Source organism: Mycobacterium asiaticum (assembly GCF_001673635.1).
In the GTDB taxonomy this organism is placed as follows: Bacteria; Actinomycetota; Actinomycetes; order Mycobacteriales; family Mycobacteriaceae; genus Mycobacterium; species Mycobacterium asiaticum_C.
On sequence record NZ_LZMH01000035.1, the window covers coordinates 50,003 to 69,143 of the forward strand.

The 19,141-nt window shown below is 66.9% G+C and carries 21 protein-coding genes and 1 pseudogene; 9 read left to right on the forward strand and 13 right to left on the reverse strand.

All coding sequences use genetic code 11. The annotated features are described in order from the left end of the window. Positions 1-8: 8 nt before the first annotated feature. From A5645_RS08625 to A5645_RS08640, 4 genes are all read left to right on the forward strand, one after another. Positions 9-776, forward strand: a complete 768-nt coding sequence (locus A5645_RS08625; protein ID WP_065129361.1) for an enoyl-CoA hydratase — start codon at positions 9-11, stop codon at positions 774-776. A gap of 10 nt (positions 777-786) precedes the next feature. Beyond that, on the forward strand, positions 787-1,770 hold the full coding sequence (locus tag A5645_RS08630) for a class I SAM-dependent methyltransferase (protein WP_065129239.1): 984 nt from the start codon (positions 787-789) through the stop codon (positions 1,768-1,770). Continuing rightward, on the forward strand, positions 1,767-2,951 hold the full coding sequence (locus A5645_RS08635; protein ID WP_436405479.1) for a THUMP-like domain-containing protein: 1,185 nt from the start codon (positions 1,767-1,769) through the stop codon (positions 2,949-2,951). The genes A5645_RS08630 and A5645_RS08635 overlap by 4 nt, the downstream gene beginning before the upstream one ends. 82 nt (positions 2,952-3,033) lie before the next feature. Further along, the gene (locus tag A5645_RS08640; protein WP_065038266.1) at positions 3,034-3,726 is read left to right on the forward strand and encodes an esterase; all 693 of its coding nucleotides are present in this window, start codon (positions 3,034-3,036) and stop codon (positions 3,724-3,726) included. A gap of 3 nt (positions 3,727-3,729) precedes the next feature. Here A5645_RS08640 and A5645_RS08645 read toward each other — a convergent pair whose 3' ends face one another. Then, positions 3,730-5,019, reverse strand: coding sequence for an outer membrane protein assembly factor BamB family protein (locus A5645_RS08645; protein ID WP_065129241.1), 1,290 nt, complete (start codon positions 5,017-5,019; stop codon positions 3,730-3,732). A gap of 116 nt (positions 5,020-5,135) precedes the next feature. Here A5645_RS08645 and A5645_RS08650 point away from each other — a divergent pair, with 116 nt between their 5' ends. Next, positions 5,136-5,882 (forward strand): acyltransferase, encoded by a 747-nt coding sequence (locus A5645_RS08650; protein ID WP_065038264.1) that lies wholly within the window; start codon positions 5,136-5,138, stop codon positions 5,880-5,882. A 7-nt stretch (positions 5,883-5,889) separates the two neighbouring features. Here A5645_RS08650 and A5645_RS08655 read toward each other — a convergent pair whose 3' ends face one another. From A5645_RS08655 to A5645_RS08675, 5 genes and pseudogenes are all read right to left on the reverse strand, one after another. Then, a complete protein-coding gene (locus A5645_RS08655) occupies positions 5,890-6,198 on the reverse strand; it encodes a hypothetical protein (protein ID WP_065038263.1) in 309 nt (102 codons plus the stop codon). Between the two features lie 30 nt (positions 6,199-6,228). Beyond that, positions 6,229-6,558: pseudogene (locus A5645_RS08660) on the reverse strand (DUF4333 domain-containing protein); the annotation flags it as partial. A gap of 110 nt (positions 6,559-6,668) precedes the next feature. Further along, positions 6,669-8,003 (reverse strand): cryptochrome/photolyase family protein, encoded by a 1,335-nt coding sequence (locus tag A5645_RS08665; RefSeq protein WP_065129243.1) that lies wholly within the window; start codon positions 8,001-8,003, stop codon positions 6,669-6,671. A gap of 9 nt (positions 8,004-8,012) precedes the next feature. Further along, on the reverse strand, positions 8,013-8,492 hold the full coding sequence (locus tag A5645_RS08670; protein ID WP_065129244.1) for a TspO/MBR family protein: 480 nt from the start codon (positions 8,490-8,492) through the stop codon (positions 8,013-8,015). Next, positions 8,489-10,549: an MMPL family transporter gene (locus A5645_RS08675; protein ID WP_253866890.1), complete on the reverse strand. Its 2,061-nt coding sequence runs from the start codon at positions 10,547-10,549 to the stop codon at positions 8,489-8,491. Before A5645_RS08675 ends, A5645_RS08670 begins: the two co-directional genes overlap by 4 nt. A gap of 73 nt (positions 10,550-10,622) precedes the next feature. On the opposite strand from A5645_RS08675, the gene A5645_RS08680 reads away from it, so the two are divergent. Next, positions 10,623-11,117, forward strand: coding sequence for a MarR family winged helix-turn-helix transcriptional regulator (locus A5645_RS08680; RefSeq protein ID WP_065038259.1), 495 nt, complete (start codon positions 10,623-10,625; stop codon positions 11,115-11,117). On the opposite strand, the gene A5645_RS08685 is transcribed toward A5645_RS08680, so the two are convergent. The 3 genes from A5645_RS08685 to A5645_RS08695 all read right to left on the reverse strand — a co-directional run bounded on the left by A5645_RS08685 (position 11,056) and on the right by A5645_RS08695 (position 14,223). Then, on the reverse strand, positions 11,056-13,308 hold the full coding sequence (locus A5645_RS08685) for an MMPL family transporter (RefSeq protein ID WP_065129245.1): 2,253 nt from the start codon (positions 13,306-13,308) through the stop codon (positions 11,056-11,058). The two genes, A5645_RS08680 and A5645_RS08685, sit on opposite strands and share 62 nt — an antisense overlap. 78 nt (positions 13,309-13,386) lie before the next feature. Beyond that, complete coding sequence (locus A5645_RS08690; RefSeq protein ID WP_065129246.1) at positions 13,387-13,776, reverse strand: hypothetical protein; 390 nt, start codon at positions 13,774-13,776, stop codon at positions 13,387-13,389. A 9-nt stretch (positions 13,777-13,785) separates the two neighbouring features. Next, entirely contained in the window at positions 13,786-14,223 is a 438-nt protein-coding gene (locus tag A5645_RS08695) for an STAS domain-containing protein (RefSeq protein ID WP_081288240.1), read from the reverse strand. Positions 14,224-14,628: 405 nt separating this feature from the next. Here A5645_RS08695 and A5645_RS08700 point away from each other — a divergent pair, with 405 nt between their 5' ends. The 3 genes from A5645_RS08700 to A5645_RS08710 are packed head-to-tail and all read left to right on the forward strand — an operon-like array spanning position 14,629 to position 17,565. Further along, positions 14,629-15,219 carry an SOUL family heme-binding protein gene (locus A5645_RS08700; protein WP_155767916.1) on the forward strand — a complete coding sequence of 197 codons (591 nt, stop codon included), beginning with the start codon at positions 14,629-14,631 and terminating at the stop codon, positions 15,217-15,219. Continuing rightward, entirely contained in the window at positions 15,216-16,262 is a 1,047-nt protein-coding gene (gene fni / locus A5645_RS08705; RefSeq protein WP_065129248.1) for a type 2 isopentenyl-diphosphate Delta-isomerase, read from the forward strand. The genes A5645_RS08700 and fni overlap by 4 nt, the downstream gene beginning before the upstream one ends. Positions 16,263-16,272: 10 nt before the next feature. After that, positions 16,273-17,565, forward strand: coding sequence for a glycosyltransferase (locus tag A5645_RS08710; protein ID WP_065129249.1), 1,293 nt, complete (start codon positions 16,273-16,275; stop codon positions 17,563-17,565). Here A5645_RS08710 and A5645_RS08715 read toward each other — a convergent pair. The 4 genes from A5645_RS08715 to A5645_RS08730 all read right to left on the reverse strand — a co-directional run bounded on the left by A5645_RS08715 (position 17,494) and on the right by A5645_RS08730 (position 19,121). Beyond that, positions 17,494-18,066 carry a MarR family winged helix-turn-helix transcriptional regulator gene (locus A5645_RS08715; RefSeq protein ID WP_065129250.1) on the reverse strand — a complete coding sequence of 191 codons (573 nt, stop codon included), beginning with the start codon at positions 18,064-18,066 and terminating at the stop codon, positions 17,494-17,496. The genes A5645_RS08710 and A5645_RS08715 overlap by 72 nt on opposite strands. An 85-nt stretch (positions 18,067-18,151) precedes the next feature. Further along, positions 18,152-18,487, reverse strand: coding sequence for a DUF3140 domain-containing protein (locus tag A5645_RS08720; protein WP_065129251.1), 336 nt, complete (start codon positions 18,485-18,487; stop codon positions 18,152-18,154). Positions 18,488-18,495: 8 nt separating this feature from the next. Further along, a complete protein-coding gene (locus A5645_RS08725; protein WP_065129252.1) occupies positions 18,496-18,717 on the reverse strand; it encodes a hypervirulence associated TUDOR domain-containing protein in 222 nt (73 codons plus the stop codon). 26 nt (positions 18,718-18,743) lie between these two features. Then, positions 18,744-19,121, reverse strand: a complete 378-nt coding sequence (locus tag A5645_RS08730) for a DUF2784 domain-containing protein (RefSeq protein WP_065038251.1) — start codon at positions 19,119-19,121, stop codon at positions 18,744-18,746. Positions 19,122-19,141: the final 20 nt, after the last annotated feature.

A 19,141-nucleotide genomic window follows, 5' to 3' on the forward strand; every position in this document is an offset into this window, starting at 1 on the left:
AGTGCGACGTGAGCGAATTCGTCAGCGTCGTCGTCAGCGACGGCACCCAGGATGCCGGGCTGGCCATGCTGTTGCTTTCCCGCCCGCCGACCAACGCGATGACGCGTCAGGTGTACCGCGAAATCGTCTCCGCCGCAAGCGAATTGGGTCGACGCGAGGACGTCGCGGCGGTGATCTTGTTCGGCGGTCACGAGATTTTCTCCGCCGGCGACGACATGCCCGAGCTGCGGACGCTGACCGCCGCGGAGGCGGGGACAGCCGCCCGGGCGCGGCGCGAGGCCATCGACGCCGTGGCCGCGATCCCCAAGCCCACGGTGGCGGCCATCACCGGATATGCGCTGGGTGCGGGACTGACGCTCGCGCTGGCCGCCGACTGGCGCGTCAGCGGCGACAACGTGAAGTTCGGGGCCACCGAGATTCTGGCCGGCCTCATTCCCGGCGGCGGTGGGATGGCCCGGCTCACTCACGCGGTCGGCCCGAGCCGCGCCAAGGAGCTGGTGTTCAGCGGGCGCTTCTTCGACGCCGAGGAGGCGCTCGCCCTGGGATTGATCGACGACATGGTGGCACCGGACGAGGTGTACGACGCGGCGGCGAACTGGGCGCGGCGCTTCCTGGACGGACCCCCGCATGCGTTGGCCGCCGCCAAGGCCGGAATCAACGCGGCATCCGACGACGGCGGTGACTCCGAGCGGCTCGCCGCTGAGATTCGCCGCTACGTGGACGTCTTTTCCGCTGGTCAGGACGCTCATGCGGAAGGCGATCGGCGCGGCGGTTAGGCTGCCCTGCATGACGAGGAGTACTGAGATCCGCGCGGACGCGGCTCCCAACCCGCACGCCACAGCCGAGGAAGTCGAAGCGGCCAGGCACGACAGCAAGCTCGCCCAGGTGCTCTACCACGACTGGGAAGCCGAGAACTACGACGAGAAATGGTCGATCTCCTACGACCAGCGCTGCGTCGACTACGCCCGCGGCCGTTTCGACGCGATCGTGCCCGACGAGGTGCTCCGCGAGCTGCCCTACGACCGCGCGCTGGAGCTGGGCTGCGGCACCGGCTTCTTCCTGCTCAACCTGATCCAGGCGGGGGTCGCGCGCCGCGGCTCGGTGACCGATCTGTCGCCGGGCATGGTCAAGGTCGCCACCCGCAACGGGCAGTCCCTGGGCCTGGACATCGACGGCCGGGTCGCCGACGCCGAGGGCATCCCGTACGACGACGACACCTTCGACCTGGTGGTCGGGCACGCCGTGCTGCACCACATCCCCGACGTCGAGCTTTCGCTGCGCGAGGTGATCCGCGTCCTCAAGCCAGGCGGCCGGTTCGTCTTCGCCGGTGAGCCGACCTCGATCGGCAATGGCTATGCCCGCGGCCTGTCCACCCTGACCTGGCGGGTCGCCACCAACGTCACCAAGCTGCCCGGACTGGCGAGCTGGCGCCGGCCGCAGGAGGAGCTCGACGAGTCCTCCCGCGCCGCCGCGCTGGAAGCCGTCGTCGACCTGCACACGTTCACCCCGGCCGACCTGGAGCGGATGGCCTCCAACGCCGGCGCGGTGGAGGTGGAAACGGCCAGCGAAGAGTTCACCGCCGCCATGTTCGGCTGGCCGGTGCGCACCTTCGAAGCCTCGGTGCCGCCCGGTCGGCTCGGTTGGGGCTGGGCGCGGTTCGCGTTCAGCGGCTGGAAGGCGCTGAGCTGGGTGGATGCCAACGTTTGGCGCCACGTCGCGCCGAAGGGCTGGTTCTACAACGTGATGGTCACCGGGGTCAAGCCCTCCTGAGTGTTGCTTTCAGCGCCGACGACGTCCGCTATCTGCGCTCGGCTCCAGGCGCCGCGGCGCTCGCGGCGGTCGCCGAATTCGAACTGAGCGACGCCGGCAGGATCGCCGATATCGGCGTTGTGCGCGCCAGGTTCGGCGACCGGGCCACGGTCCTGGTGGAGACGACGCTGCTGCGGCGCAAGGCCGCCGACAAACTGGGCGGCCTGGACGACGTTTCCCGCTGGCTGTTCACCGACGAGGCGTTGCAGCAGGCCACCGCCGCGCCGGTGGCGCTGCATCGCGCCGCCCGGCTGGCCGGCCGGGTGGTGCACGACGCGACCTGTTCGATCGGCACCGAATCGGCCGCTTTACGGCGCTCGGCGGCGCGGGTGATCGGCAGCGATCTCGACCCGGTCCGGCTGACGATGGCCCAGCACAACTTGGCCGGCACGGTCGAACTCTGCCGCGCCGACGCGCTGCGTCCGGTGACTCGTGACGCGGTCGTCGTCGTGGACCCGGCCCGGCGCAGCGGCGGCCGCCGCCGCTTCCACCCGGCCGACTACCAGCCCGCACTCGGCCCGCTGCTGGATTGCCACCGCGGCCGCGATCTTGCTGTGAAGTGTTCTCCGGGAATCGATTTCGACCAGCTGGACCGACTGGGATTCGATGCGGAGATCGAGGTGACGTCCTACCGCGGTTCGGTGCGAGAGGCCTGCCTGTGGTCGGCCGGCTTGACCGCGCCTGGGGTGCGGCGACGGGCCAGCGTGCTGGATCGGGACGAGCAGATCACCGACGCCGACCCGGACGACTGCCCGACGCGGCCCGCCGGACGATGGATCATCGACCCCGACGGAGCCGTGGTGCGGGCGGGGCTGGTGCGCCACTACGGCACCCGGCACGGACTGTGGCAACTAGACCCCGACATCGCCTATCTGTCCGGTGACCGGCTGCCCGCCGGAGTGCGAGGCTTCGAAATCCTCGAACAACTGGCCTTCGACGAGCGGCGCCTGCGGCAGGCGCTGGCCGCGCTGGACTGCGGCGCGCTCGAGATCCTGGTGCGCGGTGTGCAGGTGGATCCGGACGTGCTGCGCCGACGCCTGCGGTTGCGCGGCGATGTGTCGCTGTCCGTGGTCATCGCGCGCATCGGCCGCTTCGGGGCCGGCAATCGAGCGGTGGCATACGTCTGCCGTCCGGCGCGGTAACGCCGGGTACGCTGACGGCGATTACCTGATGAGGGGCCACCGCCATTCTTGGTGGGCTGGGTATTGAAGGAAACAAGCGACGATGCGTTATCTGATAGCGGCCGCGGCACTGATGTGTGCGGCCGTCACCGGCTGGCCGGCCTCTTTCACGGCGACCGCCGCGCCACCGTCGTGCGCCGGCATCGGCGGAACCGTGGAAGCCGGACAGATCTGCCACATCCACCAGTCCGGCGCCACCTACACCCTCGACATCACGTTTCCCGTCGACTACCCCGACCAGCAGGCACTGACCGACTACATCACCCAGAACCGGGACGGGTTCGTCAACGTCGCGCAGGGATCCGGACGGCGCGACCAGCCATACCAAATGGACGCCACCAACGAACAACACACCTCTGGGCAGCCGCCGCGGACCCGCAGCGTGGTGCTCAAGTTCTTCCAGGACCTCGGCGGGGCCCGGCCGTCCAACTGGTACAAGGCCTTCAACTACAACCTGGCCAGCAAGCAGCCCATCACGTTCGACAACCTGTTCGCGCCCAACACCAACCCGCTGGACACCATCTATCCGATCGTGCAGCGCGAACTGGAACACCAAAGCGGGCTGGGCGTGGCGATCTCCCCGGGGGCGGGCCACGACCCGACCAACTACCAGAACTTCGCCATCACCGACGACGCGCTGATCTTCTACTTCGCCCAGGGGGAGCTGCTGCCGTCGTTCGCCGGCGCCACTTCTGTCCAGGTGCCGCGCAGCTCGCTGCCGCCGCTGGCGGTGTAGCGCCTACTCCTGATCGAAGGTGTAGATCTGGCCGTCGCCGGTGGCGGCGACCACCCGCCGGTCTTTGCCGAGCGACACCCCGACCGCGGTTCCGGTGGCCGCCGGAAGCGGATAGCTGTTGACGGTGTGCCCGTCTTTCTGGTCGAAGACCAGCAACGACATGCCGGGGCCGCCGTCCTGCGGGGGAAGGGCAACCAGGGCGTAGCCGACGCCGGACCCAGCCAACGTCGACGACGACAAAGGCGTGACGTCCTCGCGTCGCCAAGCCGCGTCCGCGTGGTCACCGGCATCCCGGAAGGCCGCCAGCCGGGTGTCGGGGCCCCCGCCGGACAGCACCAGCCCCTGCGGGGTGACCGCCGGCGGGGTTTGCGCCGTAAAGCCAAGTGGCACAGACCATTTCACTTTTCCGTCGGTCGCGTGCAGGGCCCACAGCCGTTCGTCGCGGCCGTTCACGTAGACCGTGCCCCCGTCGGCGGACAGCACCGGGCTGGCCAGCACACCGGCGGTGACGGCCTCGCTGGTCCACTCGCGGGCCAGTTGTCCGCCGCGGTACTTGAGCCCGACGAGGCCGGCGGCCGGCGCCCCGGGCTGCCACACACTGACCACCGCGGTCCCGCTGGACTCGGAGAACGCGGGTGCCGCCGCGACCGGGCAACCTGAGCGGGCCGCCGCGCAGTCGGCCAGTCCACGCGTCGCGTCGGCGGGGTCGACGCCGTCCACCAGGTCCAGGGCGGTGCCGACCACCGCGCCGCGGTGAGTGTCGAACACCAGCATCTGCCCCAGGTGCGTGCTCACCAGCAGGTGGCCGTCCCCGAGGAATCGGGGAGTGGTCGGCATACCGATGACCGGCTTACGCCAGCGGGTCCACTGCGTCGTGGGGAACGAGATGATCGCGCCGGGCTGCCCGACGTAGATGTTGTCGAAGCGGTCGAACAGCGGGCCCCCGAAGCCGCCGCCCTGGACCAGGCGGGTGCACCAGCGTTGCCGCCCGTTGCCGCTCTCCCACTGCATGAAGGAGCAGCCGCCCGTGGTCTGCGCGTTGAGCGCTAGATAACCGCGGGCACCGAGGGCCGGCCCGGTGCCCAGGCTTCCTTTCGTCGAACGCGTCCAGCGCAGTTTGAGCTTGCTGGCGCCCGTGGCAGAGGTGTATCCGCTGTTGGACGCGTCACCGTACTGCGCCGGCCAGCCCTCCGCCGGTGCCGCATCCACCCAGGAATCCGTGTTGCCGCAGCCACCGATACCAACCGCCAGCGCAGCCACCGAAACGGCCGTCAGTAGACGTCGCGCGAACACGCTTTCCTCTCTGGATCGAGTCCGGATACGGTCGGGATCAAGCAGCGATTGAGTACAGGTGAGGGTAACCCGCCGCCCGTAGCTGAACTCCAATTGCCCGCCGGTAGGCTTTTGCCATGACGAGCATGTGGGGTGCTCCGCTCCATACCCGGTGGCGTGGCGGGCGACTCAAGGACCCGCGCCAGGCCAAATTCCTGACCCTGGCGTCGCTGAAGTGGGTGCTGCGCAACAAGGCGTACACACCGTGGTACCTGGTGCGGTATTGGCGGTTGCTGAAGTTCAAGTTGCAGAACCCGCACATCATCACCCGCGGCATGGTGTTCCTGGGCAAGGGCGTGGAGATCCACTGCACGCCCGAACTGGCGCAGCTCGAGATCGGCCGCTGGGTGCACATCGGTGACAAGAACACCATCCGGGCGCACGAGGGGTCGCTGCGATTCGGCGACAAGGTGGTCCTGGGTCGGGACAACGTCATCAACTGCTACCTGGACATCGAACTCGGCGATTCGGCGCTGATGGCCGACTGGTGCTACGTCTGCGACTTCGACCACCGGATGGACGACATCACGCTGCCGATCAAGGATCAGGGCATCATCAAGTCGCCGGTGCGCATCGGACCCGACACCTGGATTGGAGTGAAGGTGTCGGTGCTGCGGGGCACGTCCGTGGGACGGGGTTGCGTGCTCGGATCGCATGCCGTGGTCCGCGGTGTCGTGCCGGACTATTCGATCGCGGTCGGCGCACCGGCCAAGGTGGTCAAGAACCGCAAGCTGTCCTGGGAGACATCGGCGGCCCAGCGTGCCGAGCTGGCCGCCGCGCTGGCCGACATCGAGCGCAAGAAGGCGGCTAACCAAACCCCGTGAGCCGGCGTCACTTCCGCTGACTGGCGGCGTAGTCGTCGGGCCGGTTCCGCTTCATCCAGGCGCGCACCGGCCAGAACAACACCCAGAGCGTGGCGTAGACCGCGTAGTAGAGCGCCGCCGATGCCAGGATGGCGAACAGCCACGCGGGATAGATGAGCAGCAGGCAGAACCACAGGAACTGTTTGACCCCGACGGGGTACCCGCGGGCCAGTGCCAGCAGGAAGCGCGGGTCCATCATCGTCAGCATCCGGCGCCCGGTGGACGGCTCGACCGCGCTGGGATCGGTCGGAACCACCGGCGGCTGCGGGCTGCTCATGCTGGACTCTCTGATCGGTCGGGCCTAGGAATCCTTTTCAATCGTCTTGACCATATCGAACTTGACGTCTTTGCCCTCGACGCTGGTCACGGTGACTTTGACGTTGTACTTGACGTCGTTGATCTTCATCTCGCAGGTCACCTCCGCTCCCACCTTGGCCGGCAAGTTGCCCGGGCACTTGACCGAATCGGGCTTGTTGCCATTCACGTCGGTCATCTTCTCTTTGATCTGCGCAGCGACATCGTTCTTGCTCACGCTGTGGGAAGACGATCCGTTGAAGGAGAAATGGCACCCGCCGGCGCCGGCAATCAGTCCGGCGGCGGCACCCGTGACCACCAATGTTCGAATTATGCGGGCCATACCGCCACCTTTCGGCGTTGAGACCTGAAGTTGGCTGATAATGGCACGCGGCGCGATCTTGCGAAGGCGAAATCCAGAAATCGAAACGGTCGCTCGGAGCGACCGCATTTTCAGCCGATGTTGCCGTAGCGGCGTAGCGCCTCGGACCGCTCGGCGGCGTGGCCGACGATCGGCTCCGGGTATCCCGGCGGGCGGTCACCCTTGCGCAGATGCGGGTCGTCGGCGTCGCGCAACTCCGGCACCCAACGGCGGATGTAATCGCCTGCGGGGTCGAACTTCTCGCCCTGGGTGAGGGGATTGAACACCCGGAAGTACGGCGCGGCGTCGGTCCCGGAACCCGCGCACCATTGCCAGCCGTGCTGGTTGTTGGCCATGTCGCCGTCGACGAGCTGTTCCAGGAACCAGCGTGCGCCCCACTGCCAGGGCAGGTGGAGGTCCTTGACCAGGAACGAGGCGACGATCATGCGGACCCGGTTGTGCATGAAACCGACCTCGCGCAGCTGTCGCATCCCGGCGTCGACAATGGGATAACCGGTCGTGCCGGCTTTCCAGGCTTGGAAGCGGCGTTCGGCCGCGGCGTCGGTGTCGGTTTCGATGGAGTCGAAGTTGCGGTTCCAGTTCCACCAGCCGCTGGCGGGCCAGTGATGCAGGACGGCGGCATAGAAGTCGCGGAAAGCCAACTCGCGCAGATAGGCGGCGTCGCTGCGCTGGCGCAGGTTCAGATCCGAGACCAGGGTCCGCGGATGAATGGTGCCGAACTTCAAGTGCGCCGACATCCGGCTGGTGCCCGACAGGTCCGGCCGGTTGCGGTCGGCGGCGTAGCGCTGCAGGCCGTCGTCGACGAAGGCTTCCCATTCCGATTGGGCTGCCTCCTCGCCGGCGGCGAGGTCGAGCGTGGCGCCCGGGTCGGGTATTTCGCACCGCTGCACCGACACTTCCGCCGGGTCAAACCAACGGGCGGTCTCGGCGCCGGACTGTGCCGGAGCCCGCCAGCCGACCTCGCGCCATCGCCGGAAGAACGGGGTGAAGACCTTGTACGGAGTGTCGTCGTCCTTGGTCACCCGTCCCGGTGAGACCAGATACGGCGATCCCGTCGCCACCAGCGGTACCGGACCCAGCTTCTCGCGCACCCGCTCGTCGCGGCGCCGCCCGTACGGCGCGAAATCCTCCGAGATGTGTACCGACGACGCACCGATTGCCTTGGCGAGCTGAGGAATACGCTGCTCGGGACGGCCGCGAGTGACCAGCAGGCGACCGCCGAGATCGCTGTCGAGTTGGCGCAGCGAGTCGCCGAGGAACTGCAGCCGACGCGCTCCCGACGAGGCTTCGAGCCGCGGATCGAGCACGAAGCAGGCAAGCACGTCCTGGTCGCTGTCCGCCGCGGCGACCAGGGCCGGATGGTCGCGCAGTCGCAGATCACGGCGAAACCACAAGAGCGACGGCATGTTTGGCTCCTAGCGGTTCAGTCGCCAGATGTGGGTGGACAGCACCGTGGCGAAGGCGCACCACAGCGGGTACGGCGACAACGCCGCCCCGGCCTTCGGATCGGCCTCGGCCGCGCGGCGGACCAGGTCGGCACTGCTCGCCGTGAGCACGGCGGCGCCGAGCGCCGAGGCGCCCAGCTTGTGGAAACGGAAGAAGAGCCAACTCCAACTGGCGTTCAGGACCAGATTGACCGCCAGGGCAACGCTGTAACTGCGCGCCTTGTGCTCGCGCCCCGTGGCACGCAGGCGGTCGATGGTCGCCGCGGATGTCACGGCGATGTCGGTGTACAGCGTGGTCCAGACCACGGGGAACACGGCCCCGGGCGGCTGGTAGCGCGGCTTGCGGATGCGTGCGAACCAGACGGGGCTGTGCCGCGGGCTGGCGATGCTGCCGGTGCCTGCCGCCGTTGCGACCGCCAGACCGGTCCCGGCCACTGTTGCCTTGTTCACGTTGACTCCCTTCCCTTTTCGATAGGACTGACGGTGGTGGGCCACCAGATACGGTCGCCGATGAGCGCGAACAGCGAGGGAATCACCAGGGTGCGCACCACGAAGGTGTCGAGCAGGATGCCCAGCCCCACGATGATGCCCAGCTGCGTCATCACGATCAGCGGCAGCACCCCGAGAACGCAGAACACCGCGGCAAGAACGATTCCCGCGCTGGTGATGACGCCGCCGGTCGCGGACACCGCGCGGATCATGCCGTCCCGCGCACCATGTTGGGCCGCCTCCTCACGCGCCCGGGTGACCAGGAAGATCGTGTAGTCGACGCCCAGCGCCGCCAGGAACAGGAAGGCGTACAACGGGGCCGAGTTGTCCAGCGCGGGGAAACCGAATATGTGCATGCTCGCCCATCCGCCGAGGCCCAAAGCGGCCAGTGCCCCCAGGATCGTGGCCGCCAACAGCGTCGGTGGCGCCAGTGCGGAGCGCAGCAGCGCGTAGAGGACAACCAAAATCACGGCCAGGATCAACGGGATCAGCAACGCACGGTCGTGGCTCGCCGCATCACGCACATCAAGCGCCTGCGCGTCCGGTCCACCGATCAGGGCGCCCGCCGGTGCTGTGGAATTTCGCAGTGCGGCAATGGTATTGAAGGCTTCCGGGGACGACGGCGGGGCTTCGATGACCACCGACCACCTGGTCAGGTCCCCGGACTGGCCCGTCTGCGTTGCCGAGACCACACCGCGGGTGGAGCTGAGGTCCTGTTGCACCTTTGCGGATTGCGCGGTGGGCGCGACGACGACGGTGGGATTGACCAGCCCGGCCGGAAAATGGTCCGCCACAATGTCGAATCCGCTGACCGAATCGGCCTGCACGCGGAACTGCTCGGTCTGGGTCAACCCGATGCGGACACCCAGCAGCCCGGTGGCGAGCACCGCCAGCACGGTGATGGTGACCGAGGCGACCATCGCCGGCCGGCGGGCAACCCGCTGCCCGATGGCGTGCCACACTCCGGTGTCCGGCTTCTCGGCGTCGTCCGACCGAGGCACGAACGGCCAGAACAACTTCCGGCCACACAGCGCGAGCAACGGCGGCAACAGCACCAGTACCGACACCGCGGCAACCAGGAGCCCGCAGGCCGCCAGCGCACCGAGGCTTCGGGTGCTCGGAGTGGCCGCGAAGATGAGGGTGAGCAGCGCCAGCACCACCGTGGCGTTGCTGGCCACGATCGCCGGCCCAGCCATGCGCACTGCGCGCCGCAGTGCGGCACGGTGGTCGTCGTGACGCCGAAGTTCTTGGCGGTAGCGCGAAATCAGCAGCAGGGCGTAGTTGGTGCCGGCGCCGAACACCAACACACTGGTGATGCCCGCGGTGGACCCGTCGAAGCTCAGGCCGGTGAGCGACGCCACCGCGGTGCCCACCGAACTGGCGACCCGATCGGCGAACCCGATCACCAGCAGCGGCACCAACCACAGCACAGGAGAGCGGTAGGTGGCGATCAGCAGCAGTGCGACCACCGACGCCGTCACCACCAATAGGGTGACGTTTGCGTTGGTGAACGCGTTGGCGATGTCGGCGCCGAATGCCGGGCCGCCGGTGACATGCGCTTCCATCCCGGGCGGTAGGCCGTCGTTGGCAGCGGCACGTAGTTCTGACACGGCGTCGGTGAGGTTCAGCCCGGACAGGTCGGTATTGATGGGCACCACCCCGGTGGCCGCCTTGCCGTCGGCCGAGATCGACGCGGGCACCGGGGGAGCACCGGTCTGCGCAACCGCCAGCATCCTGTCGCGGGCCGCTTCGGCGGCGCGGCCCAGTGCGCCCGCGTCGGCGCCCCGTGCGCTGCTCACCACCACGATCAGTGGTACCCGGTCACCGCCGGGGAACTGCGCGGACAACTTTTCGACCTTCGCGGAATCAGACTCGGTGGGCACCGACAGGGGAGCTTCGGTTGCAGCGGCGTTCCCGCCGATCAACACCATGAAACCGCTCGCCAACAGAAAAACGCCCAGTGCAAAAAGCCATGACCGTCGCCCCGTCAGCGTCGCGGCGAGTCCCTCCCACGCCACCACTCGAGCATTTCAGTCATTTAAAGATTAATCAACTGAAATGAAGCGCCGATCAAGTTATGCTGATCACGCAATGAATCCCGACGAGCAGGCCCACGGCCGCGACGCGCTGGAATCGCTGATTTCGGCGGATCTGCGGGAGATGTCGACCGAGTCCGACCAGATCGGTCGACTGTTCGCGCTCTCACAAGACGTGCGGCCCACCGACTTTCGTGCCCTTCTGCACATCATGGTTGCCGAAACGGCCGGCCGTCCGATGACCTCGGGTGACCTCAGCCAGCGCATGGGTTTGTCCGGGGCGGCCATCACCTACCTGGTGGACCGACTGATCGAGTCCGGTCATATCCGTCGTGACTCCCACCCCGAAGACCGCCGGAAAGTCATCCTGCGCCACTCCGAGCCCGGTCTGGCGACCGCGCGGTCCTTTTTCACCCCGCTGGGCAAGCACACCCGTGCGGCCCTGCACGATCTGCCCGATGCTGACCTCGAAGCCGGCCATCGCGTCTTCAGCGCCCTGATTGACGCGATGCGCCGGTTTCAAACCGACCTGGGACCCGCCGCGTCCTGAGGTCGGTACGAAACGTCTGTCGATGCCAGCGCGCCAACGGGCGCGGTGCCCACCAATTCAGCCCGCCCATCAGGTGCATGAAGGCGGGCACCAGCACCATCCGCACTAGGGTCGCGTCGATCAGGATCGCGAGGGTCAGCCCGACGGCGAACATGCGCATGAACGACACCCCCGCGGTGATCAGCGCTGCGAACGAGATCGACATGACCAGCGCGGCCGCGGTGATCACCCGCGCGGTGTGCGCGACGCCGAGCGCGATGCTTTCGTCGTTGTCGCCTGCCGTACGGCGGGAATCGAGCCAGTATTCGCGGATCCGGGAAAGCAGGAACACCTCGTAGTCCATCGACAAGCCGAAGGCTATGCAGAACATCAGCACCGGCACGTTCACCGCCAATGTTCCGGTCGGAGTGGTGCCGGCCGCGCCGAGATGCCCGTCCTGGAAGATCCACACCAGCGCGCCGAAGGTGGCGGTCAGCGACAACATGTTGAGCAGCACGGCCTTCACCGGCAGCACAATGCTGCCGGTGAGCAGGAACAGCAGCACCAAGGTGACAATCGCGATGAAGCCCAGCACCGCCGGTAACCGCGACACGATGCCGGCTACGCAGTCACGATTGGTCTGCGCCGCGCCCGTCAGGTACACCGCCTGACCACCCGGCAGCGCGACCGCGTGCAGGGCGTCGAGCTGCTGGTGTGACGCCGTCGAGTACAGCGGCGCGGTGCTGTCGACGGTCAGAAAGACGCTGCGATCGGCGAGCGCGGTCGGCGCCGTCGGCGGTCCGGTGCGGACACCGCCGACGAAGGTGCCGCTGGGTGAGGAGACCGCGGATACATCGGTCACCTGCGAGAGTTGCGCGGCGTAGTTGTCCAGATCGGTGGGGGTCAGCCCGGTCACGTCGGGGACGACGACGCGTACCCGCGTCTCGGAGTTGCTCGGGAACTCGGTGCGGACCCGATCGTTCACGATGCGCGCCGACGCCGAGGTGGGCAGCACCCGGTCGTCCGGATAACCCCACTTCACCCCGAGGAACGGCGCGCCCAGTGCGAGCAACGCTGCGACCAATGCCAATCCCAGCGGGATGGCCTGTCGCATAACAAGTTTCGAGGTTCGATACCAGAATGACCGGGCGATCGGACGCGCCGTAGGTTCGGGCCGGCCCAGCAGCCGGCGGATGTTGAGCGCATCGAGTCGTGACCCCAGCAGCACTATCGCAGCCGGCGCCACCGCTGCCGCGGCAAGTGCGGCGAAGACGACGACGGCGACGCCTGCGTAGGCGAACGACTTCAGGAAATACATCGGGAAAAAGGCGGTCGCCACCAGCGCCAGTGCAACCGTCATCGCCGAGAACAAGACTGTGCGTCCCGCGGTGGTCATGGTTCGCACCAGGGCCGGGCCGCTGGTCGATCCGTACGAAATCTCCTCGCGGTAGCGGCTGATGATCAGCAATGTGTAGTCGATCGCCAGCGCGAATCCCAGTGCGACGGTGACGTTCATGGCGAAGATGGAGACATCGGTCACCAGCGCGATCGCCCGCAGTACGGCCAGTGAGCCGAGGATTGCGAAGCCGCCCACCGCCATCGGCACCAGGGCGGCCAGTACGCCGCCGAAGACCCAGACCAGCGCGGCGAATGTTATCGGTATGGCGACGAGTTCCATTCGGAGCAAGTCTTTTTCGGTCTGCTGGTTGACCTGTGCGTACACCATCGCAGAGCCGCCGGCCTGGACGGTGACGCCGCCGCGGTCGCCGGTGAACCGGTCGGCCAGCGTCCGGGCGTGCTTGGCCGCGCTGTTCTCGTCGCCCTCCAGCGCGACCAGAATGATCGCCGAATTGCCGTCGTCGGTCATCGTGCCGGGGGTGGGTTGAGTGTCCCACGGCGACGAGACCCGGGCTACACCATTCGAATGGTGTAACTGGCGCACGATCTCGGCGCCCACCAGCTGAGCGGGCCCGCTCTTGACGCCACCGGGCGACGTCAGCAGCAACACCAGTTCCATGTCGCCCTGCTCAAACCTTTCGGCAAGTAGAGCGTTGGCCTGCGCCGATTCGGATTCAGGATCGAGAAATCCACCGCCAGACAGGTTGTTTGCCGCCGGGATGCCGAAGAGAGCGGCGGCGATCATGAACAGGACGGTGACGCCGATGACGCGTCGCGGTGCGGCGACGGACAGTTGTGCCAGTCGGGTGAGCATCTACCGTCCTCCAGCTTGAGCGACGCCGGACTGGCCGGAGGGATAGACGAACATTAAGTTATTTAAACATTAATTAGATTATTCTTGGTCGGGTTTGAGTGCCGCGAGCAACCCTTCCGGGTCGGCGACTGTGACGGTGAGCGCGGAGTGGTCTTTGAGTCCAATGACGCGGCGAATAGGCGGTTCGAAATGGATGCACACGCCGGCCTGAGCGTTGGTGCCGAACGTGAGCCCGTCGTCGACGAATGACAGGCGCGGACCGACCGCGGTCCACCAGCGATAGGGTCCGGTGATGTGCGCGTCGGCCACCTGGTCTAGCCGGGCTTCGGCGCGTAGTGGGCCGTATCTGGCAACTAAGCGACCATCGGCGGTGACTGTCACTCCCTGATTGCCCCAGCGAAAGGGCAACCACAACGGCGCCAATCGCCGTTCGTAGCGATAGGGAAAGTGGCGGCTCGAGTTAGTCACAAGATGTTTCTATCGCACGAGCCGTTGCAGCACCTGCCGGCGCCCGGCCAGTGCATCCTCGATGAGCTGCAGAGCTTCCGGAACCGAATGCACCAACGGCAGTCCGTGATCGCTGACGATGCGCAACACCGGGCGCATTGCCGGTCCGGCGACGACAGTGCAGTACAACCCCGCCGCGCGATGCTCGTGATTGAGCGCGAGGAGCGCCTGGAAACCATCCATACCCAGGAAGTCGAGATTACTCAGATCCAGAATCAGGGGCGCTTTGACTCGGGCGAAACGACGGATCTCCGCCGCCACGCGGTCGGCATTGCAGCCGTCGATCTCCCCGTCCACCCGCAACACAGTGGCAAGGCTGCGTGCGTAAATGAAGATCTGGGCTCCGCCGCAGTCGATGGCGTAGCGGTAGCGCGGAGGAGTGTGTCGTGACGAATCAACAGCGTCCATATAAGGGCCCGTCTGGTTGGTGGTGCTTTGGGGGCAGCTGCTAACTCAACTGCTTCGATCCTAGACCGCTCGCGGCACGATCGGTGTGGTTCTTCGCTTAGCGGACAGCCGGTACCGATGCTGCTGAATTACGCAGTGCCACAGAGAAGTAAGGCGCAGAGACAGCTAGCGGACCCGGCACCGAAGTGCTGCCCGGATCGCGGTGGGCCCGAGGCCATCGCGCTCGCTGTATCTGCGCCGGATCAACTGTAACTTAAATCTATTAACCGTTCAATAACTTAACAATATGGCCGGTATCGCGTAGCGTGGACACGGAAGGTTGTGCTTACAGCCGTCAACTGCCTATTCCGCGCGGTTCTGGGTAGTACAAGACGATGGCAGGGATGGAGTGAAGCAGCTGTGCTGATGAAGCTGGTGAGTCTGGCCGGCCGCGTCATCGATGCGGCGGGAACCGTCGTTGGCTATCGGGGCGGTACCGAGGAACCCGCGTACCGCTCCGAGAGCCTGACCCGAACCGTGGAGATCCGCCGATATGGCGCGCGAAGGGCGGCGGAGACCACAGTGGCGGCCGGCGAGCAGTCCGCACGCGAGGTCGGTTTCCGTCGACTTGCCCGCTACATCTTCGGCGCCAACCGGTCCGGTCAAAAGATTGCGATGACGGCTCCCGTAGCTCAGCAGTCAGCCCGCGAGAATTGGGTGATCCGGTTCTTCATGCCTGCCGACAGAACGTTGGACCGGTTACCCGAACCCGACGATGGGGAGATCAGGTTGGTCGCCGTACCGGCGCAGACGATTGCCGTGCGGCGCTTCACCGGCAGCGCCGGACCGCGCGAGGTCGCCAGGCAGACCGACAAGCTGGTCCAGACGTTGCAAGAGTTCGGATTCGAGATGACCGATACGCCCGCCGCCTGGTTCTACGATCCACCGTGGACCCTTCCGCCGTTGCGCCGCAATGAAATCGCGGTGCCTGTCACACCGGCCACTCCGAACTCATGACGACCGAACGACGCGAGATGGCGGCGCGCAAACGTCGGCACATCGACGTGTGCCGGTACGACGACGTCGACTATCGAACCGTCACGACCGGGTTGGAACGATACCGGCTGCCGTTCAACGCGCTGACTCAAACCAACCTGAGCGACATCGACCTGTCGGTCGAGTTCCTCGGCGCGCGGCTGCGGGCGCCCGTGCTGGTGGGGGCCATGACCGGAGGCGCGGAGCTGTCCGGCACCATCAACCGCAACCTGGCCGCCGCCGCGCAGACCCTGGGTATCGGAATGATGCTGGGATCACAGCGTGTCATGCTCGACAGTGCGCTGGGTGAGCGCGCGGCGGCCAGCTTCGCCGTCCGGGATCTGGCGCCCGACGTGCTGCTGCTCGGCAACATCGGGCTCAGTCAGTTCACCAAGGACGCGGTGCCCGACATTGTCCAGGCTCTTGACCGGGTCGGTGCGAATGCTCTTGCGGTGCATACCAACCCGTTACAAGAGGCTATGCAGCACAACGGTGACACGGATTTCGCCGGTTCGCTGGACCGGTTGCACGACGTTGCCGCGCTGTTGGAGTACCCGGTGCTGCTCAAGGAGGTCGGACACGGGATCGGTGCGCGAGCCGTCGCCGAACTGCTGCGGTTCACCGAGGAACCGCCGCTCGCCGCGATCGACGTGGCCGGCGCCGGCGGCACGTCGTGGTCGCGCGTCGAGCAGTTGGTGCGTTACGGCGAGGTCCGCTACCCAGACCTGGCCGATTGGGGTATCCCTACCGCGCAGGCGCTGCAGGAGGTGCGTGCGGCGCTGCCCAGCCTGCCGCTGGTCGCCTCCGGCGGGATCCGGACCGGCATGGATGCGGCCAAGGCGCTTGCGCTGGGCGCAGATGTGGTGGCAGTGGCCCGGCCGCTGCTGACCCCCGGGATCGAGTCCGCCGCCGCCGCCACGGCATGGCTGCAGAACTTCATCGAAGAACTTCGGATCTGCCTGCACGGTTGCGGCGCAGCCGATCTGGCCGCGCTGCGTAAGCTGGGCGTGGCACAAATCACCTAGGTATGCGCGGATGGCGGTAATTCTGGCTTACGGATCGCCGGCGCTGGGGCACCTGTTCCCGCTCGGCGCACTGCTGGCTGAGCTGATGCGGCGCGGCCACGAGGTCCATTTGCGGACAATGGCGGGTCAAGTCACGGGCATCCGGAGCGTCGGCGTGCACGCCGAAGCGATCGATCCGCGGATCGAGGCGATTGACGGACAGGACTGGTTGGCGCGCAACGCCTTCGGCGTACTGGAGCGGTCGATAGACGTGCTCTGCCGGCGCGCTGTCATCGAGGTCGAAGACCTGGAGCGGGCGATCGCACAGGTTCAGCCGGACGTGGTGATCGTCGATGCGAACTGCTGGGGGGCGATCTCGGCGGCCGAGGCGGACAACCGGCCGTGGCTGGTGTTCTCGCCGTTCACCCCGTACCTACGCTCCCGCAGCGCACCGCCATTCGGGCCGGGTCTGCGGCCACTGCCCGGAGTTACCGGTGCGGTGCGCGACGCGGTAATGCGCCCGTTCGTGAGTCATCTGTTCGATCGGCCGATGGTGCCCCGGATCAACGCGGTTCGGGCGGACCTGGGCCTCTCACCGATCGATTCCGTCGACGCGCTGATGCGGCGCGCTCCGCTGGTGCTGGCGGTAGGCGGGGAGCCGTTCGAATATCCGCATCCGGATTGGGCAGACCTGGTGCATTTCATCGGCGCGTGTGTGTTCGAGCCGACCGTTGCTGCCGCGCAGGGGTGGCTCGATGCGATCGATCGCCCGGTGGTGCTGGTGAACACCTCCTCGATCGCGCAGGCGGATGCGGACCTGGGCAGCGTCGCATTGCGTGCGCTGGCCGAGGAACCGGTGCACGTGGTGGCGACCTTTCCGGCCGGCGTGCCACCCGGCCTCCCGCAGACGTCCAATGCAACCGTCTGCCGGTTCGTCCCGCACGGCCCGGTGCTGGACCGTGCCGTCTGCGTCGTCACGCACGGTGGCATGGGGACCACGGTTAAGGCGCTCGATCGCGGCATACCGGTCTGCGTGGTGCCCTTTGCCCGCGATCAGGCCGAGGTCGCCCGGCGGGTGCAGGTCGCCGGTTGCGGCACCCGACTGCCGTCCAAGCGCCTCAGTCCGGCGCGTCTGCGCGACGCGGTCCTGCGGGCGACCCGAATGGCTGATGGTGCAAGACGGGTCGCTGCCGGCTTCGCCGCCACCGGTGGCGTGGCGCGCGGTGCGGAACTGATCGAACAGCGATTGCTGTCAACGAGCGCTGGACCGAGCCGTTCCCTGCCGCCGGCGCGGAGTCGGGGCGCTTCGCCCGAGCTGTGCTGACTCCTCGGGGGCGTGCAGTTCGTCCTCGAACGTCGACATCGCGGTGAGCATGGCGAGAAAAACCCGATGAGCGGCAACGAGATCGGCATCGGTCAGCTCGGACATGGCCGAACTCATGTGGCTGCCCAGCGGCCGGAAGAAGTCGTGGGCCAGCGACATGCCGCGATTCTCGTAGCGCAGCAGCCACTTACGCCGGTCTTCCGGGTCGGGCTCGCGCCGGATGTGTCCGGACTCGATCATTCGATCGACAAGGTAGGTGATCGCCGGGGGAGAGACGTCCATGCGTTCGCGTAGTTGGGCCAGCGTCAACGGTTTGCCGGCCGTCTCGGCCACCATGATGTGCAGCAGGGCATGAAAGTCATTGCTGCTCACGTCGTTGAGCCGGGCGAAGTGGCGCCCGACGCGGTCGGACTGCGCGGTGATCGCGCGGATATCGGCCGAGAGCTGTCTTTCCAGCTCGGCTCGGCCGGGCGAGGTTTCGGGTGTCCGCCGCTTATTCACCTATGCGCATCCTTCATCAGACACACAGGATACGGCGTGCGGGGTGGTTTCCCTGCCGCCGGCGGAACGTGGCTGCCCCTGGGAACTATGACTTCACCGGGTCGTGACCCCAGTTCATCAACGAGTAGCGCCACGCCGACTCTTCGATATCGCCGCTGGGTCGTTGCTTGAGGTGCCGTTTGGCGTAGCCGACGACCTTGCGCATGTGCGCGTAGTCATCGTCATCGAGGTCGGCGCGCTTGGCGCGCAGGATCGTCACGATGCGCCGACCGCTGGCGTGACCGGTGGATTCGTTTCCTCCGCGCTTTTGACCGACACTCTGCGATTGCTCTGTCTTGAGCCATTTCTCGAGCTCGCGCGCGGTCATGTTGACGGTTTCCTTGAACTCTTTCCAGGCGGTGTCGCGATCCTTGGTGGCCATCGTCTGGCCTACTTGTCGGAGCGCTTCAGCGCGCTGGGCTTGTGGACGGCGTCCTTGCCGGTCTTGTCACTGCGCACCTGGTATTGCGGTTCGTCCTTGGAAGCCCGCACGGTGCGCCCCGCGGCTTCGGTGTCCGAGGTGATCTTGCGCTCGACCTTGCCTTGCACCGTATTGCCGTGGCTCTGCCACTCGACGCTGTCGCCCTTGCTGAACTTGTTCTCGGTCACCATGGGTCCCTTCTCATCCGTTAAGTTCCTTAACGAATTGGGTACCCCGCTTTGCGTCGTTGAACCGCCAGCGCCACCCAGGACGCCGCGGCGGCGGAAAAGGCCAGTTTCTGGGCGGTTCCGATGCGGTCGGTGGGGAGCAGGACACCGGCCACGTACCGACCGATGAATCCGGTTGCAGGCAGGGGATCCAGTCCGGCGCGCTGTCGCGCCCACGCCTCCAGCGAGGTCAGCGGACACTGCAATCGCAGTCCCACCACAGCCATGCCCCAGCACACAACGGGCACATGCACCCAGAGTGTGCGCCGCCAGCGCAGTGCCAGAAAGCCGCCGCTGGGCAGGTAGACCAGATACGCCAGGTGCGCGGCTGCGGTCGCTACGACCACGGTGGAATATGCCTTCCTCATCGCTGATTCACACTAGCGCG